The organism is Aquimarina rhodophyticola (assembly GCF_042434915.1).
Lineage (GTDB): Bacteria > Bacteroidota > Bacteroidia > Flavobacteriales > Flavobacteriaceae > Aquimarina.
The window spans coordinates 2,586,337-2,610,420 of record NZ_CP170198.1; the positions used below are offsets into that span (position 1 = coordinate 2,586,337).

Here is a 24,084-nt window from a genome sequence, read left to right on the forward strand (position 1 = left end):
CATAGCTTTTTTGATCTATTTATTGATAAATCCTAATACTTCTGTTAAAAATTCTTTTGGATTTTCGGCATGTAACCAATGCCCTGCTTTTGAGATTTCTGTGAACTTTGCATTAGGGAATTGTAATTTTATTCTTGGTTTATCTTCTGCTAGAATATAGTTGGAGCGATCGCCCTTAAGAAACAAAGTTGTACCTTGATATAAATAATCTGACGGAAGCTCTTTACCTATTTCATTACTATTAGCCATTAAAGCTTCCAGGTTAACACGTAAACCTAGTTGTTCTTTTGATTTCCAATATAAATTTTTGAGTAAAAATTGGCGTGTACCAACCTCACGAACAAATTCTTTTAGCATAGTATCTGCTTCACTTCTGCTTGTTAACGTAGTAGCATTAAGTGTTTCTAATCCCAACAGAATATCTTGATGATGTTGCGGATAAAACTTACTACCTATATCTGCAATTAGTAAGTGCGTTATTTCGATACTTGTATTACTTGCAAAATACATAGCGGTTTTACCTCCCATAGAATGCCCCAAGAGAATAATGGTTTTCAAATTATTATCATTACAATACACCTCAAGATCTTGTGCCAATAACGAATATGTAAAATCATCGCTATGTGGGCTTCTACCATGGTTACGCTGATCTACTAAATGAACCTCATAGCCTTTATCGGCTATTTTTTTTCCGAGTGTTTTCCAATTATCTCCCATTCCCAAAAAACCATGAAGAATAATAAAAGGTGTCCCTGAGCCAAAAACATTAGCGTGTAATTTCATAAAAATTAAATTTAATAAGTACGGTATATGCTTTTTTTATGTAAGGCGATGTAAATACATATTAATAACATTCTCTATACCCAAATATATAGATTCGCAAATGAGAGCATGACCAATAGAAACTTCTAATAGATCAGGAATATTTTGTTTGAAAAATTTGATATTATCCAAGGATAAATCATGACCCGCATTGACACCTATATTTAAAGCAATTGCTTTCTCTGCGCAAGCGATGTAAGGATTGATACTCAATGTATCGCCCTTTGCATACTTTTCTGCAAAAATTTCGGTATACAGTTCTATACGATCTGCACCAGTTTCTTTGGCCCCCTCGATCATATAAACATCTGGGTCTACAAAAATTGAAGTACGTATACCATTACGCTTAAACTCTTGAATAACTTCTTTTAAAAACGAGCTGTTTTTTATAGTATCCCAACCTGCATTACTAGTAAGCGCATCCACTGCGTCGGGCACTAAAGTCACTTGAGTAGGCTGTACTGCCAGTACCATATCTACAAATTTAGGAATCGGATTTCCTTCAATATTATACTCGGTGGTTACGACAGATTTTAAGTCATAGGCATCTTGATAGCGAATATGTCGTTCGTCTGGACGAGGATGAATAGTAATTCCCTCTGCCCCAAAACGCTGTATATCCTCTGCTACTTTTATTAAATTAGGGGTATTACCTCCACGCGAGTTACGTAGGGTGGCAATCTTATTTATGTTAACACTTAACTTTGTCATAGTTTTTGATGTAAATATCGTAAATAACAAAAATACAAAGTTGAAGCCGCTGCGGTTACATATTTTTGATTATTTTGCATAAAATAGCGCTATCAAATATGGAAACAGAATTTTATATAGTGAAGGAGGTTGCCCCACTGTCCACCACATCGACTGTAAAGGAGGCGCAACAGTTATTCAATCAATTTACCTACACTCATTTTCCTGTGGTAAAAGAGACGATCTATTTGGGTTGCATATCCGAAACAGATATTCGTTGTTTGGAAACCGATAAGGCTTTAGATTTTTATCAATATACCTTAGAAGGTTTTTTTACGCGAGAAGATGCTAATTGGTTAGATATTTTGGAGCTTTTTGCTCAAAATGACAGCAATATTATGCCTGTTCTGGACCAAAATAATACGTTTTTGGGTTTTTATGAACTTAATGATATTATGAATAGATTTAATGAAACTCCTTTTTTGAGTGAACCTGGTAATATCTTAGTAGTAGAAAAAGGCGTAACCGATTATAGTTTTAGTGAAGTTGCGCAAATTATTGAGTCAAATAATGCCAAAATTCTTGGGCTTTTTATTTCAGGATTTAGCAATGATCGAGTTCAGATAACTGTGAAAATAAATGACACCGATTTAAATAATATAGTACAAACATTTAGACGGTATAGTTACGAGATTATTTCCAAACATAACGAGGATAGTTTTTTAGAAAACCTGAAAGAACGTTCGAAGTACCTAGAAAAATATCTAAACATTTAACGCTAAACATACTTCTTATAATGAAGATTGGTATTTACGGACAGTTTTATCATCCTAATTCAAGCATTTACATTCAGCAGCTATTAGAGACGTTAGACAAAAATAATGTAGAGGTGGTGATTGAAAAAAACTTTTTGGAGCTGATTCATCTCCATGAAGACATTGATAAATCATATTCTCATTTTAGCACCTTTGAAGAATTGGATCATAGTTATGATCTGTTTTTTAGTATTGGGGGGGACGGTACTATTTTAAAAACTATTACCTACGTACGAGATTTGGGAATACCAATTGCAGGAATCAATACAGGTCGTTTAGGTTTTTTGGCAACTATTCAAAAAGAAGAAATTAAAGATAGTATTGATCTAATCTTAAATAAACGATATTATATTTCTCCAAGAACCTTGGTTACTATTAAGACTATTCCTGAGACAGAAGCATTTGGCGTACTTAACTTTGCAATGAATGAAATCGCCGTAAGTCGTAGAAATACGACCTCGATGATCACCGTACATACCAGTCTCAATGAAGAATTCTTAACTTCTTATTGGGCAGATGGGTTGATAGTTTCTACCCCAACTGGATCCACAGGATACTCTTTAAGTTGTGGCGGACCCGTCATAATGCCGGATGCAGAAAGCATGGTATTAACCCCTATTGCACCTCATAATCTTAATGCAAGACCACTCGTAATACCAGATCATACAGAAATTAAATTACAAATATCTGGCAGAGAAGATGACTATCTAGTATCCTTGGATTCTAGAATTCACACTTTGCCAAATGAGACTACTGTAATTATTAAAAAGGCTCCGTTTAAAATTAATATGGTAGTTTTGGAAGATAATAATTTCTTAAAAACACTAAGAAAAAAAATGCTTTGGGGTGAAGATAAAAGAAATTAGGCAATAAAGCGCGCTAAAAATTGTTTTAAACTCATACTATTTACGACAAATACTTGTGTCGTAAAGTTTATTGTTATATTTGCAAACTTTTGAAAATCTATGAGATACTTATTAGTCCTTATTTTCATAACGTGTTTCACATTATCAAGCCGAGCCCAAACCTACGAGGTTGGAGTTATGGCAGGTGGAGCTAATTATATTGGTGATGTAGGTGCATCTACCTACATCTCGCCAAATGCTATTGCTATCGGTGCAATTGCAAAATGGAATAGAAGTAAACGTCACGCCTTTAGAGCTTCTTTGCTATACGCTAGCTTATACGCAAACGACTCCAAGGGCGATAGCCGTAGAGAGCAACGAGGATTTAGTTTCTCAAATTCTGTTAAAGAACTCTCTGTAGGTATGGAATATAATTTTTGGGAATGGTATCTTTATGATGGCAGACCACAATTAACTCCCTATCTTTACACGGGAATTACTACGCTAAACTATAATAATTTAGCTTTGAACGCGGATGATCAAATAACTAAATTGAATAACGCTTGGACATTTGCAATTCCAATGGTAGTGGGAATTAAGAAAACCCTAGGACGTAAATTTGTTTTAGGTGCAGAAATTGGTGCACGTTATACGTTTACAGATAATCTTGACGGAAGTAACCCAAAAGATGATATAGGAGCCAGATTTGGTAACCTTGATAATAATGACTGGTATGTATTCACTGGATTGACGTTGTCATTTACCTGGGGTCGCATGCCATGTTACTGTGTTTTTTAATAAAAATGATTACAAAAGAACAATTATCTTCTAACATTCCTAAACATGTTGCCATAATTATGGATGGCAATGGTAGATGGGCAAAAAAGAAGGGACTTTTCAGAGCCATCGGTCATGAAAATGGTACCAAAGCAGTAAAAGAAGCAGTTGAGGGTGCTGCCGAGATAGGAATAAAAAATCTTACGCTTTATGCATTTTCTACAGAAAACTGGAATCGACCTAAACTTGAAGTAGATACTTTGATGAAGTTGTTGGTTAACGCGCTCAAAAAAGAAATTAAAACGCTCCAAAAAAATAATATTAGTTTATGTGCCATCGGTAATCTACAATCTCTACCCGATAAAGCAAGACACGAACTTCTCGAAGTTATTGAAAAGACTAAGGACAACAGTCATATGACATTAACTTTAGCCTTGAGTTATGGAAGTCGAGAAGAGCTTATAAAAACTATTCAAGAAATAAGCATTAAAGTTAAAAATAATGTAATTTCGCCACATCTCATAAATGAAGCCGTCATTAATGAGCATTTGTATACTAAAAACTTACCAGATGTTGATTTATTAATCCGCACAAGTGGAGAACAACGCATCAGTAATTTTTTACTTTGGCAAATTGCTTATGCAGAACTGTATTTCACAGAAATACTTTGGCCAGATTTCAAAAAGCCACATTTATTTGAAGCTATTTACAATTATCAACAAAGAGAAAGAAGATTTGGAAAAACTAGTGATCAGCTTAGTTAACAAGAAGACTGAAAAATTACCGATTACGTATTTTGTATTACTTACCTTTTTATTAAGTACATTATCATTGTCAGCACAAAGCTTACCAGGCATCAACGGTAAAGAATATACCATTGGAGATATTAAAGTAACCGGGACATCGACCTATAACGAGAATACGGTCATCACCTTTACAGGATTAAAAAATGGAGAACGAATTTTTCTTCCTGGTGATCGCATAAGTAAGGTAATTAAAAAATTATGGGATCTGGAGCTCTTTAGTGATATCAATTTATTTATTACTAAAGTAGAAGGCGATGTAGCCTACCTTGAATTAAATATTCAAGAAGTTCCTGAGCTTAACGATGTACGTTTGGAAGGCGTAAAAAAGCGTAAAGCCGAAGATCTTAAAAAAGATAACGGTCTTAAAAAGGGAGTAAAAGTTACCGAAAACTTGATTACCACTACTCGTAACTTTATCATTAACAAATATAAGAAAGATGGATTTCTTAACACCAAAGTAGTAATTAATACGACTCCGGTAAAAGATACGGTTCCTACCAACAAAGTAAACATGCTCGTACGAATTGATAAAGGAGATAAGGTCAAAATTGACCATATCAATATCCTTGGCAATGAACAATTAAGTGATGCCATGGTCAAACGCGCAATGAAAAACACTAAAGAAAAAAAGTTTTTGAGGTTTTGGAAACGTTCAAAATTCATACAATCTGATTATCGCGAAGATAAAGATGCTTTGATATCTAAATATAAAGAAAAAGGATACCGTGATGCTCGTATCATTTCTGATACTTTGATTGTCGAAGACGATAATGATATTACTTTAAATCTTACGGTCGAAGAAGGTAATAAACATTACTTTGGTAATATTACCTTTTTAGGAAACAGCGTCTACACCGATCGGCAATTGGCAAGACAACTTGTTATCCAAAAGGGAGATGTTTATAATGGCGTATTGTTAGAAAAACAAATTGCAGATAATACAAAACCCGACGCAAACGATCTTACAAATCTATATCAAAACAACGGATATTTGTTTTCGAGTATAGATGCCGTAGAAACAAAAATTCAGAATGACACCATCGATTTTGAAATCAGAATTAGAGAAGGTAAATTGGTTCATTTTAATAAAATAACTGTAACGGGTAACGATAAAACTAATGATCATGTAGTTTACAGAATCCTACGAACAAAACCAGGAGAACGTTACAGTAAGGAACTGGTAGTACGAACTGTTAGAGAAATTGGTCAATTAGGATTTTTTGACCCTGAACAGTTAGAACCACAGTTTCAAAACCCAGACCCTAATGCGGGAACAATTGACATCAATTATCCTGTAGTTGAAAAAGGTGCGAGTCAAATTGAACTGCAAGGTGGATTTGGAGGCGGTGGATTTGTTGGAACGCTTGGATTGGCTTTTAACAACTTCTCTATACGAAATATTTTTAACAAAGAAGCATATAGCCCACTACCTATGGGTGATGGACAGACGTTACGCTTACGAGCACAAGCCAGTAGGTTTTATCAAACCTATAGCTTATCCTTTATCGAGCCATGGCTGGGAGGTAAAAAACCATATCAATTTTCAACTTCATTCTCTCATACGATCCAGTTTTTATTTGATCAAAGAACCCGAGACGTAAGTAAAGATCAAAAATTCTTTATCACAGGTGGATCCATAGGTATTGCCAAACGTTTAAATTGGCCAGATAACTATTTTACCTTATCACAAGCAGTAAGTATACAACACTATAATTTACAGAATTATAATACGGGGTTATTTACCTTTGGAAATGGATCTTCGAACAACCTAGCTTATACTATCGGAATCAATCGTAATAACACTTCGGTAAACCCTATTTTTCCTACGGGTGGATCTGAGTTTAACTTGATTGCAAAATTTACACTTCCTTATTCCCTTTTTGATGGCGTAGATTATAGTGGCTTAGCCGAAAATCGCGATAATATAGAATCTGAAAGAGAGCAAATTTTTAATAACAACCCTGGTATTCAAAACAATCCAGATAGTAATCCAAGTGCGGTTGTAAGACTCAATGAGATCACTACAGAGATTGGAGAAATTGATCAAGAACGTTTTAAATGGTTAGAATACTATAAAATTAAGTTTGATGCTGCATGGTACACTTCACTCTTTAGAATAGGAAAACAACCTTTAGTACTTAAAACGAGTGCAGAATATGGTTTCTTGGGAGCTTACAACAATAATAGAGGTAACATTCCCTTTGAGCGATATTACTTAGGTGGTGATGGTTTGGGAGCAACAAGTCTTGATGGTAGAGAAGTTGTAGCACTAAGAGGTTATCCTAATCAATCGCTTATACCTTTGAGTAGAGCAAATTCTAATGACTTTGAGAATGATGGCGCAACAATTTATAATAAATATTCGTTAGAGTTACGCTACCCTATCACGCTTAAACCAGCTGCATCGATCTATATGCTAGGTTTTTTAGAGGGTGGTGCGTCTTATGATAGTTTCAAAGGATTTAATCCTTTTCAATTAAACCGATCGGCTGGAGCTGGGCTTAGAATTTTTATGCCTGCTTTTGGACTTTTGGGTATTGATTTTGGATATGGATTCGATCCAATTCCAGGTACTAATGATTCAAATGGATGGGAAACACATTTTATTATCGGACAGCAATTTTAAATTTGGCATGATTATTTCAATAACACAAACCAAACTATGAAAACTAAAGTTCTAGGATTAGCGACAATAATGATCTGGTTATGTTTTTCTACTACTGTAGAAGCTCAAAAAGGAGTGCGTATCGGATATATCGATATGGATTATATTTTGGAAAATGTACCCGAATATCGAGAGGCTTCTGTCGAGCTTGAATCAAAAGTTCAAAAATGGAAAGTTGAAATTGAAGCAGACTTGAAAGTAGTTGATCAAATGCGGATCGATTTAAATAATGAGCGGGTTCTATTAACCAAAGAATTGATTGAAGAAAGAGAAGAAGATATTCTTTATAAAGAAAAAGAGATTTTAGAATATCAACAAAAACGCTTTGGTCCTAACGGTGATCTTTTTTTACAAAAAAGAAGATTGGTACAGCCAGTGCAAGATCAGGTTTTTGTGGCTGTTCAAGAAATTGCAGAAAATAAAAAATACGATTTTATTTTTGATAAGTCTTCAGATTTATTAATGTTGTATTCTGCAGATCGTTGGGATGTTAGTGACCAAGTATTGTTAAGAATTAATCGTGCTGCAAAACGCAAACAATTAACTACCAAAAGAGAAAAACAAGCAGTACAGCAAGCTGATGATCGAAGTGTTGAGCAGAATAGTGAACTAAGTGACAGAGAAAAAGCTATTGAGCAAAAACAAATTGAAAGAGAAAAACTTTTAGAAGAACGTAAAGCAATACGTGATTCTCTAAGAAATGAGAAAAAGAAAGCTTTTGAAGCAAGACGTGCAAAATTGATTGAAATGCAACAACGCAAAAAAGATTCATTAATAAATCTCAAAGAAAAAAATAATCAATAACGAAAATAATTTTAAATTAAACACCTTTAATATTACTAAAAATGAAACAATTTAGAACCCTATTAGTAGCTTGTGCATTGTTTATTGGAGCAACAAGTTTTATGAATGCGCAATCCAAAGTAGCACATATAGCATCTCAAGAGTTGGTAGAAGCTATGCCTGCTTTTAAAGCTGCCAAAAGTGAAATAGAAAAATTAAATAAAACCTACGATGCTGAAATTAGAAATATGGTTTTAGAACTTCAAAACACTATTAAAAAATATTCTCAAGAAGCCGAGACTAAAACGGACGAAGAGAATATGAAAAGACAGCAAGAAATACAAACTACAGAGAAAAGCATCAACGATTATAGAACTAATGCATTACAAGATCTTCAAAAGAAAGAGATTGAACTAATGAAACCAATTTATGAGAAAGCACGTACTTCTATTCAGAAAGTTGCTAGAGCTCAAGGGTTTCAATATGTTTTAGATTCTACAACAGGTACAGGAGTTATCATGGCAGATGGTAAAAACTTAATGGTTGATGTTAAAAAAGATTTAGGAATCTAATATATCTCTTATTAATATTATGAAAAAACAGTGACTTTACGTTCACTGTTTTTTTATTTTTGGATAAATCCTTCAGAATGAAACAGTATCCCATTGGTATTTTTGATTCGGGCATTGGCGGCACATCTATATGGAAAGCTATTGTTAATTTATTGCCTATGGAAGATACCATTTATCTTGCTGATAGTTATTATGCACCCTATGGTAAAAGAAGTAAAGATGAAATTATAGCACTAAGTGTAAAAAACACAGAGAAGCTAATTAGACTAGGTGCAAAGATGATTGTAGTTGCATGTAATACAGCTACCACAAACGCAATAGAACACCTTCGTATGTCCTATAACATACCTTTTATAGGGATTGAGCCTGCTATTAAACCCGCTGCCTTACGCACTAAAACAAAAAGCATAGGAGTTCTCGCCACTAAGGGAACGTTATCTAGCGAGTTATTTGCCAAAACATCGAATAAATATTCTGATACCATTCAAATTCATGAAATTATAGGTTCTGGATTAGTTGAATTGATTGAAAATGGAGACATTTATTCTTCCGAGATGAAATCCTTACTACGATCTTATACTGATTCGTTTATTAAAAAAGACATTGATTATCTAGTTTTGGGATGTACACATTATCCTTATCTAATACCTCAGCTATCAAAACTATTACCTTCAAATATAGAAATTATTGATTCTGGAGAGGCGGTAGCTAGACAAACCAAAACAGTGCTAAATGAACTAGGCTTAGCATCTGATTCAAGGTTAGAACCAAGAACTTATCAATTTTATACAAATGGCACCATAGAGCCGCTTAAACAAGTGCTTGCACCCTATATAGAGAAAGTAAGCATTGCCTACCTAAAATTTTAATTTGATAGAAATTCGATACTATAAAAAGAGCTTTAATTAACTGCTGGACAATTACAGTTCCACCGCTCTTTACGTTTACCAAAATCATACCCTAACGTTAATTGATGAAAACCTCCATTAGACAAGACTACCGAATTGGATTGATAGCTATATGTATAGCCAAACATATACTTTTTATAATTACCTCCAATAAAAGGGGTGATATACTGTAATTTTTGACTTTTAACTGTACTCCCATCAGTAGAAAACTCTGCGCCATCAAAACTTCTACGATACGATACGCCTCCCCAAATTTTAAAAGTTTCAAAACCTCGATACATCTTTAAATTTGTATCCAAAGAACTCTCCATAGTACCATCGGTCGCTTGATATAATAAGGACGGTTCAATTTGCCACTTAGGCATAAAACCTAGTTCAAAAACATAACCAAAGGAAACAACATATCTTCTTTGGTTATTTGACTCCTTTATAGGTGTTGGATTATCAAAAATTTTACGAGTACTTGGTAAAAGGTTCTTAATTGTAAAATGTGCATACCATTCTAAAAAATGATACGAAAAACCAAGATCAACATTAAAATAACCTTCCTTTTGTTGACGATCTGAAATAAGCGGGTCTGGATCCGAGCCTAGTGGGTCGGATAGCCCTCTCAAATCAACACGTGATTGTATAAATGCTGTACTCAAACCAAACGAAAGCATATTTAAATCTGTTCTATCTCTTGAAAACAGTAAATGATAGGCCATTGATGTATAAATTCCTGTTTGAGAAAAATTTCCATTAGCATCGGTATAAACTATCGCACCAAAACCTAGTTTGTCGCTGGTTCTAAAATTAGCGTTAAGTGTTTGCAAATTGGGAGCATTATCTACATCAAACCATTGCTTACGAGCGGTTAATCTTATTTTATTTGCATTAGACGCACCAGCCATGGCTGGATGAACCAAGTATAAGTTATCGGATAAATAATCGGTGTATACTGGTATCCCCTCTTGCGCATAAAGTATACGACAAAAAATGACACCTATAAGTAGGATAAAGGATCTTACATTCATTGTATGGTTCTAATTTGGGGGTGTATACATAGTTATCAATTATAAACGCAATTACCTAAGTAATGTTATTTTATAAACAATAGTAAATGTCATACGAATCAAATATATAAATTTTTACTACAACTACATTTATAAAATGCAGAACTTACTTGTCTTATTTTTAAATAAACCATATAAAACCAGTAAATTATCAAAATAGCCTTCAATTCTAATTAACCTATATCAAGGAAACAAGCTTACAATTTATAGAGGTAATACTTCTCCAATTTAGTAAATTTGTCAAAATTAAAGTCATGGAAAAGAATTTTGAGATCAAAATTGAAAATACTTCAAATCCAAGTATTATAAAATTTGAAGCTAACTACTTTCTTACACAACATACCAGTTACGAATTTGATAATATCGATCAAGCTAAAGCGGCACCACTAGCACAGCAATTATTTTATCTTCCTTTTGTAAAAAAAATATACATTTCGCAAAACTTTATTGCGATAGACAAATATGATATTGTTTCTTGGGAAGATGTTCAGGATGAAGTTGCCACACAAATTCAAGAATATTTAAATAGTGGAGCACCTCTTATTCTAGAAAATGAGTCTAAAGCACCTAAAAAAACACCGATTACAGTGTACGCAGAAAGCACACCAAATCCTGCAGTTCTTAAATTTGTAGCTAATAAAAAATTAGTAGGTTCGGTTCATGAATTTAAGAATATTGATCAAACAACCGAAGCTCCTCTAGCTAAAGCTCTTTTTCATTTCCCTTTTGTAAAAGAGATTTTTATTGATGAAAATTATATTTCAATTAGTAAATACGACATGGCACAATGGGAAGAAATTACTCTTGAGCTAAGAGAATTTATAAAGAGTTATTTGGAAGATGGGAAAGAGGTGCTCACAGCAAACGCCATGGTGTCAAAAAAAGAGTCTGAAGAAATTGCCGATACATCTTTTGAGCAATTGGACGATGTTTCTAAAGAGGTGGTTAATATTATAGAAGAGTATGTAAAACCTGCAGTAGCTAGTGATGGCGGTAATATTATGTTTGATTCTTACAATCCAACTACCAAAGTAGTCAAGGTGATTTTACAGGGAGCCTGTAGTGGTTGCCCGTCTTCTACCTTTACCCTTAAGAATGGTATTGAAAATATGCTAAAAGAGATGCTAAAAGGTAAAGTTGAATTTGTTGAAGCTATCAATGGATAATTTCCCTCAATACCTAAACAGTAGCACACTATAAATCAAATATTTATTTTCTTAACCGAAGAAGATCCCGTATCTTAGAGAAACATTAAGTATTAATTAAAATCTAAGATAATGGCAATAGTAAAAGTAATTGAGGTACTATCAAGTTCTGAAAAAAGCTGGGAAGATGCTACCAAAAAGGCAGTCGCACAAGCGTCAAAAACTGTAAAAAATATCCGTTCTGCTTATGTTAAAGAACAGAGTGTAGTGGTAGATAATGACCAAGTAACACAATTTAGAGTTAATGTAAAAATTTCTTTTGAGATCAAATAATGTACATTTACTCGGCTATAAAAAAAGTTCCTACTTACGTAGGAACTTTTTTGTGCTTAACGATTCTATCCTCCAATCATAAATAGCTATTTTCATAACAGACAAAAAGAACACAATCCTTTAAGAATTATCACTACATTTATTTAAAGTAGTACAATTAGCCTGATACAAAATCCTTTAAATAATAAGGATCAAAATAAGTCACATTTTCAAAATCCTTCTGCTTAAATTTAGCAAAACTTAACTGCCCCATCTCTCGTGCAGATGGCATTGCGTTCTCTATAAATTTGGCATTATTATGGGTGCAAATTTTAGAAAACTTGGCTACACCGCTTCCTATAAAATATACGGAACCCTGATCTAAATATTCTGTATAAAAATTGTTTTCTAAAATCTCTGCTCGAGTTTCTCGTAGTTCACTATGGTCATGACCATAGACTGAAGCATATACCTCCATACGGCGAGCATCTAACATCGGAATGATTAGAGAGCTTTTTTCTATATTCTTAACCTGTAATGCTAATAATGCTAATGTAGGTAATGCTATTAATGGTATATCCAGTGCATAACACAATCCTTTTGCGGCGGCTACGCCTATACGCAATCCTGTATAAGAACCAGGACCCTTGCCCACTGCTATCGCATCTAACAAAGAAATTGAACAGTTTGCTTCCTTTAAAACTTCTTGTATAAAAACATGCAATCGTTCTGCATGAGAATAATTAGCATCAGTATCTTCTCTGATGGCGACAACAACACCATCTTTGGTTAAGGCAACAGAACAATTAGTAGTGGCTGTTTCTAAACAAAGTATATAACCCATTTCAAAAATTTAGAATACAAAGATATTCAAATAGGCTTTGAGTATTATTTATCTTGCTCTTTGTTTTCAATCGTAACCTTATCACCATTTTTAAGTGATTTTGTAACTACAGTATATGGCCCTATGATTACCTCTTCTCCTTCTGTTAAGCCACTAGTAATTTCGATATTTGTATCGTCCTGAATACCTGTTTTAACAACTCTTAATTTAGCAACCTCTCCACTTTTAATAAAAACGCATTCATACTTGCTCTCCGTATTAGATACAGTTTCAGAATTGTATTTATTTGATGTGGTATCACTCTTAATTACAATAGCACTAATTGGAACACCAATACTGCCTTCACGTCTAGCAGTTATGATATCCACTGTTGCTGTCATTCCTGGACGAAATGGTGAATAAAAAGCAGCTTTCCCTGTTACTAAGTCTTCGTATGATGATTTAACGATACGAACTTTTACTTTGAAATTAGTCACTTGATCTGCACTCAAAGTATTTTCGGCGGAATTAGCGATTTCGGTAACTAACCCTTTAAATTGTTTTTTTAAATAAGCATCAACCTCAACAATGGTTGAGTCTCCGACTTCAATTTTAACGATATCATTTTCATTTACGTCCACTACAACTTCCATATGGTCTAAGTTGGCAACTCGCATAATTTCGGTACCTGCCATTTGTTGTGTTCCCACGACTCGTTCTCCAAGTTCAACGTTTAACTTGGAAATAGTACCACTCATAGGTGCATAAATAGTCGTGCGGTTCAAATTATCTGTTGCTTCATTAACTGTAGCTTGCGCACTACGTACACTATAATACGCAGATTGCTTAGCTGCTTGTGCGACTTCAAAGGCAGAAATTGATCGATCCCACTCTGCTTTTGAAATAACGCCTTTGTCAAACAATGCTTTATTTCTATCATAATTAGCTTGAGCTTCTTTTAAACTAGCCTCTGCCTGTTGTAATCCAGCTTTTACATTAAGCAAAGCGGCCTGGGAACGATTGAGTCCAGATTGAATAATGTCAGGATTAATACGGACTAAAAGATCTCCTTTTTGTACCTGTTGACCTTCGGTCACGGGGAGCTCTATAATCTCTCCTGAAACTTCGGAGGATAATTTAACTTCAATTTCTGGTTGAATTTTACCTGTAGCTGCAACCGTTTCGGTTATATCAATCTTTTTAATAGCAGCAATCTCTACAGTTTTATAGTCACTTCCTTTACCAAACCATCCTGCTTTTTTACCATATATAAGACCACAAATAAGTATGAATACAATAATGACCATGTAAATAATAGTTTTTTTACTCATGACGTTGTAGCTATTGTCGTTATAATTTGATGTCGGCAAGTTTTATCCCAAAATAAAGTTCGAGCACCTTTATTTTAAAAATATAATCAAACTTTGCCTGTACTGCATTGCTCTGTGCATTTTCTAATCTAAATTTGGATTGACTAAAATCGAATGCATTTGTCAATCCTACATCGTAGCGATCTTTAGCATATTCGTATGCTTTTTCTTGTGCATTCACAGCAACTTGGGATGCTTCAAAAGCTTCTGCAGCTCCTTTTGCATCTAAATACGCTTGGTACACATTGCTATCCAAATCCAAAGCTGCTTGTTCCAATTGAAAAGCAGAACGCTTTACGTTTACTTTATTTCGCTTGACATTATTTCTTGCAGAAAAACCATTGAAAACAGGAACCGATAACGAAAAACCATAGGAAACACCATCATTGAGATATAACTGTTCAATAAAAGGCGTGGGACCGGATTCTACCAATAGTAAATTAGGTTGGCTAGAAAAAACAGGTTCTCCCGTACTTCCGACAAAACCGATTTCCTGAGTTATCACAGGATTATCTGGATCCACTCCTCCTGTTGTAAATGTATTATTACCTACTTCGCTAGTTCCATAGTTAAATGACCCATTTAATGTTGGGTAATATGCTCCTTTAGCAATTTGTAAATCTTTTTCTGCTAGTATTTTATTCTGCTCTGCTATTTGAACTTCGTATCGTGCTGATCTAGCTGTTGCACGTATTTCATCAATTGTCTTATTTAAAATATCTGCAGAAGGAACCAAATATTCTTGGTCTGCTATATCAAAATTCTCGTACTCTTTAATTAATAGTGTTTGTGCGAGACTCACTCGCGCGATCAAAACAGCATTTTCTGCCTGAACAATTCTTGTTAATTCATCGGCCGATGTTGCTTCGATTTCTAAAAGATCTCCTTGAGGCAAAACACCAGCTTCTACCAAATCAGTAGTACGTTTTAACTGCTCAAGTGTAATTGCATGTTGTTTCTCGATTACTTTGAGAGATTCTTTATTCAGTAATACCTGCAAATAACTATTAGCCACAAAGAGAGCGATATCGTCTTTTGATTTACCCAAATTGTATTGACTAAGCACCTTATTAATCTTAGCCCTTTGTAACTGATACACATTTCTTAACCCATCAAACAAGGTAACTCCAACATTAACTCCATAACTAGATGTTCTAAACGTTTGCGTGCTGTTAACATTAGTTATTGGATCTGTTGCCAAACCAGAACGCCAGGTATTAGATGCAGAAGCATTAAGTGATGGAAGAAAATTACCAATTGCGTCACTTTTATCAATATCGGCAACTTCGATATTAAGTGCAGACTGTTTAATAGTAATATTATTTTCTAACGCATATTCAATACATTCTCTTAAGGTCCATTGTTTATCTTGTGCTTGAGAAGCATAAAGTCCAAAAACAATGCAGCATAAAATTAAAAGTTTAATTTTCATAATATCTATTTGTATCATGTTTATGAATGTTGTTACACAAAATTTTAAAAATAATTAATTTTCGAATTCGGGTTTCTTAATTTGATTCCAAACCTTTACGCTATCACCCTTGGTAATTCCGCTTTTTACTTCTACATGGATACCATCACTAATACCAAGTTCAACATTTTGCTTTTCAAATTTTTGATCACCTTTGGCTACCTCTACAAAAGGTTTTTGAGTTGTAGCATCGTATTGTATCAATGCTTCTTTCAAAGCTATTACGTTATCAACCTTGGACAAAATGATAGAAGCATTTGCACTAAGTCCTGCTCTAATAAAAGTTGTATCTGTTTTACTAAGCGTTCCTTTTATTTCAAACTGTATAGCGCCGTTTTCCTCTTTTCCTTTTGGAGCAATGTAGTCCAAAACTGCGTCAAACGTTTTATTTTCAATAGCACCTACCGTAATTTGCAAGGGTAGTCCTTCCTTAATTTTACCTACTTCACTTTCGTCTACCTTACCCTCGAATATCATATGACCAACATCTGCAATCGCAGCTATTGTGGTACCATCATTAAAATTATTAGACTCTATAACTTGATTTCCTACCTTGACAGGAACTTCTAATACCATTCCAGCTACTGTAGACCGAATCATAGTATTGGCTGCACTACCCAAACCTCTAGCGGTACCTGTCTTAATAATTTGATAATTTTGCTGCGCTGCTTGGTATTCTTGTACTGCTTGTTTATATCCCACATCTGCCGTATCAAACTCATTGGCAGAAATCACCCCTTTATCAAAAAGTTCTTTTTGTCTTGTAAATATTTTCTTTTGATTATCTAATAGAATTGAAGCTGACTGCACAGCATTTTTTGCACTTTGCAGGGACGAGACATTTGGGATTACACGAATTTTTGCAATTAAATCACCGGATTTAATAACCTCTCCCGCCTCTATATAAATTTCATCAATAATCCCCGAAATATTAGGTTTAATAAGCACCTCTTCTTTTGGAACTATACTCCCAGTAGCTACTGTTTTTTTTGTAATATTTTCGATGGTAGGTTTCTCAGTCTTATAAGTTACTGGGTCTTCCTGATTTTTTTGATACAACCAATATAGCGAACCTATAAAAACCGCTGTTACAAAAAGTAGAATTAAAATGGTAATCGTTTTTTTCATGATGATGAACTATTTATACTGTTTGGTTGGTTATATTTTATTCTGTGCGTAAAGCATCAATTGGTTTTGTTCTTATTGCCACCTGTGCAGGTATTAAACCCGCCAAAAGTCCACTCGTAATCAAAATTAATAATGCTATACATATTACTACTAAATCAACACTTGGATTTGCAAACATCGTATCGCTATTGCTGGGACCACTATCGAGTACCATATTGACTATATAGATTACTCCAGTCGAAGCGGCTATACCTGCCATTCCCGATATGATAGTTAAAAAAATGGATTCTAATAATATTTGTCCGCGAATAGCTCCTGGGGCAGCACCCAATGCTCGTCGAATTCCTATCTCTTTGGTACGCTCTTTAACCACGATAAGCATAATATTGCTAATCCCGATAATACCTGAGAGTAAGACTAACGTACCTACAAAGTAAGCAACCCCTTTTAAAGCGATAAAAAGTCCGTTAACCTTATTAAATTCTTGATAAAGATCAAAATTACCAACAGCTCTATCATCCTCGGGGTGAATAGTATGATTTGCTTTGACTACGTTTATAACTTCTTTTTTTAGGCTGGTTATCGAGTTCTCATCCTTTGCTGTAAGTGCCATCCAACCTACCTTATCTCCAGCATTGAATGCCTGAGAAAATGCAGTAAACGGAACAAATATCTCATTTTGACCTTGTTCTCCATCTCCATTATTTGACTTTTTGGTATAAGTGCCTATCACCATAAAATTCACTCCTTGGATTTTTATGTATTGCCCAATGGGATCCTCCTTGGCATTGAATAATTCATTTTTTACACCGTCGCCAATGATAGCAACCTTTCTTTTAGCTTCAATATCCCCATAATTTAAAAATCGACCTGAAGTTATGTTTATTGGATCTTGCTTTATTATTTCAGGATAGTCTCCATAAACATTATAAGCTCCTGTATTTAGACCTCGCACTACATTATTAGCCCCACCAAATCCTCCAAGTTGATTACGGGGAGAAATATAAAGAAGCCCAGGAACTTGTTGTCTTATAGAGGGAACATCAGAAATCTTAAAGTTATAATTTCTCCCTTTAGGTAGTCCTTTGTAGGGTTTGGAAATCGTTTGAGTCCACATAAACATAGTATTAGTAGCTATATCACCAAAACCTTTTTTGACACCATTTTCTAACCCTTTACCTGCCGCAAGTAATATAACCAGGATAAAAATCCCCCAAAACACGCCAAATGCTGTTAATACAGTTCTAAACCAATTAGCCGTTAGCGCCTCCAAAACCTCGTTCCATTGTTCTTTATTAATCATCCTATTCGTCTCTAAGTGCTACAATTGGTCTAATTCTCGCAGCCCGCCAAGCTGGAAAAAACCCAGCGATAGCCCCAGCCAAAACTAAAATAATAACGGTGGTTAAGGCTACATTAAAATTGACAGAAGGATTTGTAATAAAATCCGTTTTAATAAAAGGACCTACAATTTCTAAAAGTAAAAGCCCTCCAATTAATCCTGTAAATCCCGCAATTGCTGTTACAAAAATAGCCTCGTGCAGTATCATCCCAATTATAGAAATAGGATAAGCTCCTAATGCTTTGCGTATACCAATCTCTTTGGTCCTTTCTTTTACAATAATCAACATAATATTACTTACTCCAACTACACCTGCAATAATGGTACAAATACCTACCCACCAAAAAAATGCTTTAATCATAAAGATTAAGGCATAGAATCGTTTCGCATTTTCTAAGGAATTATTAATACCAATAGCACGTTCGTCACTTGGTGCTATTATGTGTTTAGATTTTAAATAAGCGGTCATCGATTCGACAAATTCTTCTGATTTTGCCACAGTTGCTTCAAAAGTATCTTCGGGCTTTAATGTGTATGAAAGGTTGTTAATTATTTGTCCTCGATTAAAGATTTGCTGCGCTGTTGTAGAAGGAATAAATACGCGATCTTCTTCTCGTTCACCACCTTTATCAGAATAGACACCAACAACTTTAAACGGAATATCATTAAGATAAATAGAAAGACCTGTTGGATCTTCGATCGTTTTAAATAAATCCTTTTTGATCTTATATCCAATAATAGCCACTTTTTCTCGTTGGGAAATATCATTTTGATTAATATAACGCCCCTTGATCATACTTTCATTTTCGATAAATTGAAAGTCTGGAAAAATACCTTCTATTGAATAGCTACCAGATTCTTTTTTGTGAGAGATTACCGCGTTTCTTATTCTTACTCTAGACGATTGAAATTCAATTTGATTTTCATGCTTACGATGTATAAACTTATAATCTTCATTAGTCATGTTGAATATTCGTCCTGGATTCAAACCTTTATGCTCGACTGATGTAGCTCGAGTCCATACCCATATACTGTTTGATGCATCATCTTCGAACTCTTGCGAAATACCGTTCTGCATTCCTTGACCGACACCAAGTAGTACTACTAATATAAAAATACCCGATGCTACAGAAAGACCAGTTAAAAAAGTGCGTAATTTATTTTTACGTATGGTATCAAAAATCTCTTGCCATCGTTCAATGTTAAACATATGCAGTAGCTCTAATTTGTTCTACGTGAGTATCATCAATAATAAGTCCATCTTTAAGATTGACAATTCTTTTGGTCATTTGCGCTATATCAGGTTCATGAGTTACGATTAAAATGGTTTTGCCCTCGTCATTTATCCCTTGAATTAACTCCATAACTTCGTAAGAGGTTTTAGTATCTAACGCACCCGTTGGTTCATCTGCTAATAATACTTTAGGATCAGAAGCTAATGCACGAGCTATGGCAACCCGTTGCTTCTGTCCACCCGAGAGTTCATTAGGCAAATGTGTAGCCCACTCTGCCAAACCTACTTTTTCTAAGTAATGCATGGCACGTTCATTACGCTCTTTACGCTTAAGACCTTGATAATATAGAGGTAATCCAACATTATCAATTGCATTTTTATAGGTTATTAAATTGAAAGATTGAAAAATGAATCCCAAAAATTTATTACGGTAACGTGCGGCTATCTTTTCGTTTAAATTTTTTATTTGTACACCATCTAATGTATAGGAGCCTTGATCGGCTTCGTCAAGCATTCCCAAAATATTTAGAAAGGTAGATTTTCCAGAACCTGATGAACCCATGATAGAGACCAATTCTCCTTGATTTACATTAAAATTAATTCCTTTTAAAACATGCAAAGAATTGCTCCCCATGTTATAAGATTTGTGAAGATTCCTAATGTCTATCATGGTAAGTAGCTTTTAAACAGTTTGTAAGAAAGAACTTTAAAATATCTAAACTTACTGTTTTCCCACTACAAGACGTAGCATTTAAAAGTTTGTTACATTTATAAAAGTTATAGAAATGTTAAATTATCGAAGCTTTGATTTTTTTCTGCTACGATATATAAAATAGCCAACTCCTGCAATAAGAATATATGGCATAATCATTAAGTAGACAATACCATTATTAATCCCCTCAGCTGTTTTTTGACCTTCTTCACTTTCTAGAACAGCTCGACACATCGCACATTGAGCATATACGTTAGCGAACGAAGTATATAACACACTTATAAAAATAAGAAAAGATCTCATGAAATGCATCGTTAGATATAATAAGGTGAGATCATTATATACACTATCACTCCTGTTATAGCTACGTATAGCCATATTGGAAATGTTATACGTGCAATCCTGCGATGTAACTTAATTTTACCCGTAATAGCTCGAACATATGTAACTAAGACAAATGGGATAACCACAATCGATAGTAAAATATGTGATAGTAAAATAAAATAATACACATATTTAATAAATCCAGTCCCTTGATAAACGGTAGAATCACTGGTCATATGATACGCTACATACATTACTAAAAACAATACCGAACAACCTATTGCTGACTTCATTAAACGCTCGTGCAAAGTGACCTTTCCATTTTTGACAGCCCATAAAGCGCCGATTAATAAAAAAGCGGTTAAACCGTTTATAGTAGCGTAGATTGGAGGTAAAAATGTTAATGGTGCAACATCAAAACCTAATTTTCTCAAATTAACACTAAACAATAATGCCACTGCTAATGGAATTATTATTGAGAGTATAACAATCCAAATGTTGTATTTATTAGAATTTCTAGATATATTATTCATTGGTAGCTAATAATTTTTTGATATCCTCTAATAGGATAGAAATTTGCTCTTCCTCTCCATTTTCATCTTGTTGTTCTTCTACTCCTATAGTGCCTCTATAATAAATTAGAGGATTTCCAGAAGCATCATAACGCGATCTTATGTAACCATCCTGATCAATAAGCGCAAAAAAGCCATTATGTTCAAAACCTCCCGCAACCTCTGGGTTTTCTGCAGCATAGATATTAAATCCTGCATTAGCGAGATCATAAATATCATCATGACTTCCTGTTAGTAAATTCCAATCTGGATCAGATATACCATAATTTTCAGCATATATCTTTAAACGAGTTGGCGTATCTCGTTTTGAATCAATAGAAAATGAAGCCACTCCAAAATTAGTATATTCTTTCAATTGATTTTGTAAAAACACCAAATTCCTACTCATCTTAGGACATATGGTAGGACAACTGGTAAAAAAAAAGTCTACCACATACACCTTACCTTTATAATCATGGTTTGTTATAATAAGACTGTCCTGATTTAAAAAAGCAAATTCGGGCACTTGTCTTGGTACACCATTAATTTTTATATACGCCAATTTTTGGTTAGCAATAGGATTATCTGCACTCATCCTATTATTATCGGTTACAGAAGTATTTGTAACTCGATTCACAATTTTAGGAATAAAAATAATTCCAAAAATGAGTACAATAAAGGATATCCCTACATAAGAATATTTTTTCATCTGTTCTTTTTAACTATTCATTATTTTTTTTCAAACCAGTACTTTATCACGAAGCCAAATTACTCTATATACTTTTAAAGCTACTACGACAAAATTATTATTAGTTATTTGCACGATCTGCTTTATATTTTTTTAACGCAAGTCGGTATTCTGCCAAAATAACTTTAACATCATCGGTCATAACATTTGTTAAATCAGCTACAGAGCTTGTATCATACCCATATACCTGCTGCTCATCTATAGACCCATCACGACCTCTTAAGTTGGTTTCTTTATCAATAATATAAACAAACGAAGTACCTAAATTTTTATCTAATGCATGAGGTGATTCTAAGCTATTATAAAATCTTCTAATAGTTTCTGGCGTACCAAATAGAAAATTCCATCCTTCAACATTAGTAATGACCCCTAATTCCTTCATCAAGTTTTTTGCCGCATCTTCACTACCATAGGGTAAGATCATTACAAATTGGAAGTCGTTAAAGCCGTGATTCTTTTTATATATTTTTTGATTCAGATTAAAAGCGTAACCCTCTTTATTCTCTATATTTTTACCCAAAAAACCTAGAATTGTAATCTTATTCTCTAATGCTACTTTCTGCCCATCTAAACTCTCAAAACCTTCTAAATTTCCAACATTTCTATGTAATACAGGGAGCTTAGCAAAATTATGTACTCCGGAAGCAAAAAAGAGATAGGCTACCAAAGGAAGAATAAATAGCGCGCCAAGAACCAGAAATTTTTTCATTATAATTTACATAAATTAGTATCCTACAAAAATAAAAAAGACGGTTCAAACGAACCGTCTTTTTACTATATATTTAGAGTATAAAAGCTTAGAAGTTAAAAATCCCAGCTTTTATGTCCACTTTTAAAAACCTCGTAAATATAATCTCCTTCGGTAAGTAAAATAAATATTAAATAACAAATTAAAAAGATCCCAGTCCAAACTACCGATCTACGTAGACCTGCGGTCTCCCCCTCCATGTGCATAAATGCCCAAGTTATATAATATGCTTTCCAAATGGTAAGAAGTATGAAAATCCAATTTAGGAGCTTCATACTAACTATGGTAGTTTCAACCAAGAAAGCAGGTTTGATAATCCCTAAAATTACTTCAACAATTGTTATTGCCGAAAGTAACCAAAATACATTCCAGATTCTCTTTGTATTCGATTCGTGATGTGCTGTATCATGTGCCATAAGACGCTATTACTTTAAAAAAATTATACCAAATAGAAAAATGTAAATACAAATACCCACACCAAATCTACAAAGTGCCAATACAATCCTACCTTCTCTACCATCTCATAGTTATTTCTTCTCTCATACGTTCCTAAAATAACATTAAAGAATATAATGATATTTATAATGACACCAGAAAATACGTGAAAACCATGAAATCCAGTTATAAAGAAGAAGAAATTTGCAAATAGTGGAGAACCGTATTCATTGTGTCTCAAATTGGCCCCTTCAACAATACCAACTACATCTTTGTTCAATTTATTCAAAGAAGCTTCTCGAGATAGGATAGTTTTTTCACCTGACTCAGTCAATATTTGTGTACGAAGTAACAAGTCCTTTTTTTGCATAAAACCTTGTTTAATCTCTTCGACTGTAAAAGTAGGCAGGCTTTCACCAGTTTGATACCAGATACCATTTTTACTTTGATGTTCTGATCGTGTTTTTGGTAAATTAACTGCTATATCTTTTAAAGCTACACGATGACCTTGGCTGTCCACAAACTGTAAGATTTGTCCACCCTTGGTCTCTACAGCTCCATATTCACCTTTAATAAAATTTTTCCACTCCCATGCTTGTGAACCTACAAAAATCGCTCCCCCTATAATAGTAAGAAACATATAGATGATAACTTTATTTTTTTTCATATGATGTCCTGCATCCACAGCAAGCACCATGGTAACAGATGAAAAAATTAAAATAAAAGTCATCAATGCTACATAATACATGGGTGCATCTACACCATGTAAAAAAGGAAAGTGATTAAAAACTTCATCGGCAATAGGCCAAGAATTTATAAACTTAAATCTTGAAAAACCATAAGCAGCAAGAAAACCAGAAAACGTGAGTGCGTCTGATAGGATAAAAAACCACATCATCATTTTACCGTAACTCACCTTTAGTGGCTCATTACCACCACCCCAAGTTTTATCCTCTGTACCTGTTTTAATAACAGTTGTCTCCATAAAAAGAATTTGGTATTG

General features: G+C 34.1%; 26 protein-coding genes. 10 read left to right on the plus strand and 16 right to left on the minus strand.

Translation table 11 applies throughout. From position 1 onward, the window contains the following. Window positions 1–15 precede the first annotated feature (15 nt). Both ACE939_RS11175 and ACE939_RS11180 read right to left on the minus strand, forming a co-directional pair. The gene (locus ACE939_RS11175; RefSeq protein WP_378185663.1) at window positions 16–783 is read right to left on the minus strand and encodes an alpha/beta fold hydrolase; all 768 of its coding nucleotides are present in this window, start codon (window positions 781–783) and stop codon (window positions 16–18) included. Window positions 784–819: 36 nt separating this feature from the next. After that, the gene (locus ACE939_RS11180) at window positions 820–1,533 is read right to left on the minus strand and encodes a pyridoxine 5'-phosphate synthase (protein ID WP_378185664.1); all 714 of its coding nucleotides are present in this window, start codon (window positions 1,531–1,533) and stop codon (window positions 820–822) included. Between the two features lie 98 nt (window positions 1,534–1,631). On the opposite strand from ACE939_RS11180, the gene ACE939_RS11185 reads away from it, so the two are divergent. The 8 genes from ACE939_RS11185 (at window position 1,632) to murI (ending at window position 9,644) form a co-directional block, all read left to right on the plus strand. Further along, window positions 1,632–2,288, plus strand: a complete 657-nt coding sequence (locus ACE939_RS11185) for a CBS domain-containing protein (protein WP_378185665.1) — start codon at window positions 1,632–1,634, stop codon at window positions 2,286–2,288. Window positions 2,289–2,308: 20 nt separating this feature from the next. Then, on the plus strand, window positions 2,309–3,193 hold the full coding sequence (locus ACE939_RS11190) for an NAD kinase (RefSeq protein ID WP_378185666.1): 885 nt from the start codon (window positions 2,309–2,311) through the stop codon (window positions 3,191–3,193). Between the two features lie 99 nt (window positions 3,194–3,292). Further along, window positions 3,293–3,970 (plus strand): DUF6089 family protein, encoded by a 678-nt coding sequence (locus tag ACE939_RS11195; protein ID WP_378185667.1) that lies wholly within the window; start codon window positions 3,293–3,295, stop codon window positions 3,968–3,970. A gap of 5 nt (window positions 3,971–3,975) precedes the next feature. Further along, window positions 3,976–4,713: an isoprenyl transferase gene (locus ACE939_RS11200; protein ID WP_378185668.1), complete on the plus strand. Its 738-nt coding sequence runs from the start codon at window positions 3,976–3,978 to the stop codon at window positions 4,711–4,713. Next, window positions 4,646–7,381 carry an outer membrane protein assembly factor gene (locus ACE939_RS11205; protein ID WP_378185670.1) on the plus strand — a complete coding sequence of 912 codons (2,736 nt, stop codon included), beginning with the start codon at window positions 4,646–4,648 and terminating at the stop codon, window positions 7,379–7,381. The genes ACE939_RS11200 and ACE939_RS11205 overlap by 68 nt, the downstream gene beginning before the upstream one ends. Before the next feature lie 36 nt (window positions 7,382–7,417). Continuing rightward, complete coding sequence (locus ACE939_RS11210) at window positions 7,418–8,224, plus strand: OmpH family outer membrane protein (RefSeq protein WP_378185672.1); 807 nt, start codon at window positions 7,418–7,420, stop codon at window positions 8,222–8,224. A 41-nt stretch (window positions 8,225–8,265) separates the two neighbouring features. After that, on the plus strand, window positions 8,266–8,775 hold the full coding sequence (locus tag ACE939_RS11215; RefSeq protein WP_378185673.1) for an OmpH family outer membrane protein: 510 nt from the start codon (window positions 8,266–8,268) through the stop codon (window positions 8,773–8,775). 77 nt (window positions 8,776–8,852) lie between these two features. Further along, entirely contained in the window at window positions 8,853–9,644 is a 792-nt protein-coding gene (gene murI, locus ACE939_RS11220; protein ID WP_378185674.1) for a glutamate racemase, read from the plus strand. 32 nt (window positions 9,645–9,676) lie between these two features. On the opposite strand, the gene ACE939_RS11225 is transcribed toward murI, so the two are convergent. Then, window positions 9,677–10,699: a type IX secretion system membrane protein PorP/SprF gene (locus tag ACE939_RS11225; RefSeq protein WP_378185675.1), complete on the minus strand. Its 1,023-nt coding sequence runs from the start codon at window positions 10,697–10,699 to the stop codon at window positions 9,677–9,679. A gap of 293 nt (window positions 10,700–10,992) precedes the next feature. Here ACE939_RS11225 and ACE939_RS11230 point away from each other — a divergent pair, with 293 nt between their 5' ends. After that, window positions 10,993–11,904, plus strand: a complete 912-nt coding sequence (locus ACE939_RS11230) for a NifU family protein (RefSeq protein ID WP_378185676.1) — start codon at window positions 10,993–10,995, stop codon at window positions 11,902–11,904. Window positions 11,905–12,015: 111 nt separating this feature from the next. Further along, window positions 12,016–12,216 carry a dodecin family protein gene (locus tag ACE939_RS11235; RefSeq protein ID WP_378185677.1) on the plus strand — a complete coding sequence of 67 codons (201 nt, stop codon included), beginning with the start codon at window positions 12,016–12,018 and terminating at the stop codon, window positions 12,214–12,216. Between the two features lie 157 nt (window positions 12,217–12,373). On the opposite strand, the gene tsaB is transcribed toward ACE939_RS11235, so the two are convergent. From tsaB to ACE939_RS11300, 13 genes are all read right to left on the minus strand, one after another. Beyond that, window positions 12,374–13,039, minus strand: coding sequence for a tRNA (adenosine(37)-N6)-threonylcarbamoyltransferase complex dimerization subunit type 1 TsaB (gene tsaB, locus ACE939_RS11240; RefSeq protein ID WP_378185678.1), 666 nt, complete (start codon window positions 13,037–13,039; stop codon window positions 12,374–12,376). Between the two features lie 44 nt (window positions 13,040–13,083). After that, on the minus strand, window positions 13,084–14,349 hold the full coding sequence (locus tag ACE939_RS11245; RefSeq protein WP_378185679.1) for an efflux RND transporter periplasmic adaptor subunit: 1,266 nt from the start codon (window positions 14,347–14,349) through the stop codon (window positions 13,084–13,086). A gap of 19 nt (window positions 14,350–14,368) precedes the next feature. Then, window positions 14,369–15,820, minus strand: coding sequence for a TolC family protein (locus tag ACE939_RS11250; RefSeq protein ID WP_378185680.1), 1,452 nt, complete (start codon window positions 15,818–15,820; stop codon window positions 14,369–14,371). A gap of 54 nt (window positions 15,821–15,874) precedes the next feature. Further along, a complete protein-coding gene (locus ACE939_RS11255; RefSeq protein ID WP_378185681.1) occupies window positions 15,875–16,987 on the minus strand; it encodes an efflux RND transporter periplasmic adaptor subunit in 1,113 nt (370 codons plus the stop codon). Window positions 16,988–17,024: 37 nt separating this feature from the next. Then, window positions 17,025–18,290 carry an ABC transporter permease gene (locus ACE939_RS11260; RefSeq protein WP_378185682.1) on the minus strand — a complete coding sequence of 422 codons (1,266 nt, stop codon included), beginning with the start codon at window positions 18,288–18,290 and terminating at the stop codon, window positions 17,025–17,027. A 1-nt stretch (window position 18,291) separates the two neighbouring features. Continuing rightward, entirely contained in the window at window positions 18,292–19,539 is a 1,248-nt protein-coding gene (locus tag ACE939_RS11265) for an ABC transporter permease (RefSeq protein WP_378185683.1), read from the minus strand. Then, complete coding sequence (locus ACE939_RS11270) at window positions 19,532–20,233, minus strand: ABC transporter ATP-binding protein (RefSeq protein WP_378185684.1); 702 nt, start codon at window positions 20,231–20,233, stop codon at window positions 19,532–19,534. Before ACE939_RS11270 ends, ACE939_RS11265 begins: the two co-directional genes overlap by 8 nt. A gap of 123 nt (window positions 20,234–20,356) precedes the next feature. After that, complete coding sequence (locus tag ACE939_RS11275) at window positions 20,357–20,578, minus strand: hypothetical protein (protein ID WP_378185685.1); 222 nt, start codon at window positions 20,576–20,578, stop codon at window positions 20,357–20,359. 11 nt (window positions 20,579–20,589) lie between these two features. Beyond that, window positions 20,590–21,132, minus strand: a complete 543-nt coding sequence (locus ACE939_RS11280) for a DUF420 domain-containing protein (RefSeq protein ID WP_378185686.1) — start codon at window positions 21,130–21,132, stop codon at window positions 20,590–20,592. Beyond that, the gene (locus ACE939_RS11285) at window positions 21,125–21,859 is read right to left on the minus strand and encodes an SCO family protein (RefSeq protein WP_378185687.1); all 735 of its coding nucleotides are present in this window, start codon (window positions 21,857–21,859) and stop codon (window positions 21,125–21,127) included. The genes ACE939_RS11280 and ACE939_RS11285 overlap by 8 nt, the downstream gene beginning before the upstream one ends. Before the next feature lie 100 nt (window positions 21,860–21,959). Then, entirely contained in the window at window positions 21,960–22,607 is a 648-nt protein-coding gene (locus ACE939_RS11290) for a hypothetical protein (RefSeq protein ID WP_378185688.1), read from the minus strand. A gap of 95 nt (window positions 22,608–22,702) precedes the next feature. Then, window positions 22,703–23,062, minus strand: a complete 360-nt coding sequence (locus tag ACE939_RS11295; RefSeq protein ID WP_378185689.1) for a cytochrome C oxidase subunit IV family protein — start codon at window positions 23,060–23,062, stop codon at window positions 22,703–22,705. 23 nt (window positions 23,063–23,085) lie between these two features. After that, the gene (locus tag ACE939_RS11300) at window positions 23,086–24,066 is read right to left on the minus strand and encodes a cytochrome c oxidase subunit 3 (RefSeq protein WP_378185690.1); all 981 of its coding nucleotides are present in this window, start codon (window positions 24,064–24,066) and stop codon (window positions 23,086–23,088) included. Window positions 24,067–24,084 lie beyond the last annotated feature (18 nt).

Excerpts from the sequence above, each read along its gene's own strand:
- ACE939_RS11175 (WP_378185663.1), bottom strand. The coding sequence starts at position 783 with ATGAAATTACACGCTAATGTTTTTGGCTCAGGGACACCTTTTATTATT.
- ACE939_RS11180 (WP_378185664.1), bottom strand. The coding sequence starts at position 1,533 with ATGACAAAGTTAAGTGTTAACATAAATAAGATTGCCACCCTACGTAAC.
- ACE939_RS11185 (WP_378185665.1), top strand. The coding sequence starts at position 1,632 with ATGGAAACAGAATTTTATATAGTGAAGGAGGTTGCCCCACTGTCCACC.
- ACE939_RS11190 (WP_378185666.1), top strand. The coding sequence starts at position 2,309 with ATGAAGATTGGTATTTACGGACAGTTTTATCATCCTAATTCAAGCATT.
- ACE939_RS11195 (WP_378185667.1), top strand. The coding sequence starts at position 3,293 with ATGAGATACTTATTAGTCCTTATTTTCATAACGTGTTTCACATTATCA.
- ACE939_RS11200 (WP_378185668.1), top strand. The coding sequence starts at position 3,976 with ATGATTACAAAAGAACAATTATCTTCTAACATTCCTAAACATGTTGCC.
- ACE939_RS11210 (WP_378185672.1), top strand. The coding sequence starts at position 7,418 with ATGAAAACTAAAGTTCTAGGATTAGCGACAATAATGATCTGGTTATGT.
- ACE939_RS11215 (WP_378185673.1), top strand. The coding sequence starts at position 8,266 with ATGAAACAATTTAGAACCCTATTAGTAGCTTGTGCATTGTTTATTGGA.
- murI (WP_378185674.1), top strand. The coding sequence starts at position 8,853 with ATGAAACAGTATCCCATTGGTATTTTTGATTCGGGCATTGGCGGCACA.
- ACE939_RS11225 (WP_378185675.1), bottom strand. The coding sequence starts at position 10,699 with ATGAATGTAAGATCCTTTATCCTACTTATAGGTGTCATTTTTTGTCGT.
- ACE939_RS11230 (WP_378185676.1), top strand. The coding sequence starts at position 10,993 with ATGGAAAAGAATTTTGAGATCAAAATTGAAAATACTTCAAATCCAAGT.
- ACE939_RS11235 (WP_378185677.1), top strand. The coding sequence starts at position 12,016 with ATGGCAATAGTAAAAGTAATTGAGGTACTATCAAGTTCTGAAAAAAGC.
- tsaB (WP_378185678.1), bottom strand. The coding sequence starts at position 13,039 with ATGGGTTATATACTTTGTTTAGAAACAGCCACTACTAATTGTTCTGTT.
- ACE939_RS11245 (WP_378185679.1), bottom strand. The coding sequence starts at position 14,349 with ATGAGTAAAAAAACTATTATTTACATGGTCATTATTGTATTCATACTT.
- ACE939_RS11250 (WP_378185680.1), bottom strand. The coding sequence starts at position 15,820 with ATGAAAATTAAACTTTTAATTTTATGCTGCATTGTTTTTGGACTTTAT.
- ACE939_RS11255 (WP_378185681.1), bottom strand. The coding sequence starts at position 16,987 with ATGAAAAAAACGATTACCATTTTAATTCTACTTTTTGTAACAGCGGTT.
- ACE939_RS11260 (WP_378185682.1), bottom strand. The coding sequence starts at position 18,290 with ATGATTAATAAAGAACAATGGAACGAGGTTTTGGAGGCGCTAACGGCT.
- ACE939_RS11265 (WP_378185683.1), bottom strand. The coding sequence starts at position 19,539 with ATGTTTAACATTGAACGATGGCAAGAGATTTTTGATACCATACGTAAA.
- ACE939_RS11270 (WP_378185684.1), bottom strand. The coding sequence starts at position 20,233 with ATGATAGACATTAGGAATCTTCACAAATCTTATAACATGGGGAGCAAT.
- ACE939_RS11275 (WP_378185685.1), bottom strand. The coding sequence starts at position 20,578 with ATGAGATCTTTTCTTATTTTTATAAGTGTGTTATATACTTCGTTCGCT.
- ACE939_RS11280 (WP_378185686.1), bottom strand. The coding sequence starts at position 21,132 with ATGAATAATATATCTAGAAATTCTAATAAATACAACATTTGGATTGTT.
- ACE939_RS11285 (WP_378185687.1), bottom strand. The coding sequence starts at position 21,859 with ATGAAAAAATATTCTTATGTAGGGATATCCTTTATTGTACTCATTTTT.
- ACE939_RS11290 (WP_378185688.1), bottom strand. The coding sequence starts at position 22,607 with ATGAAAAAATTTCTGGTTCTTGGCGCGCTATTTATTCTTCCTTTGGTA.
- ACE939_RS11295 (WP_378185689.1), bottom strand. The coding sequence starts at position 23,062 with ATGGCACATGATACAGCACATCACGAATCGAATACAAAGAGAATCTGG.
- ACE939_RS11300 (WP_378185690.1), bottom strand. The coding sequence starts at position 24,066 with ATGGAGACAACTGTTATTAAAACAGGTACAGAGGATAAAACTTGGGGT.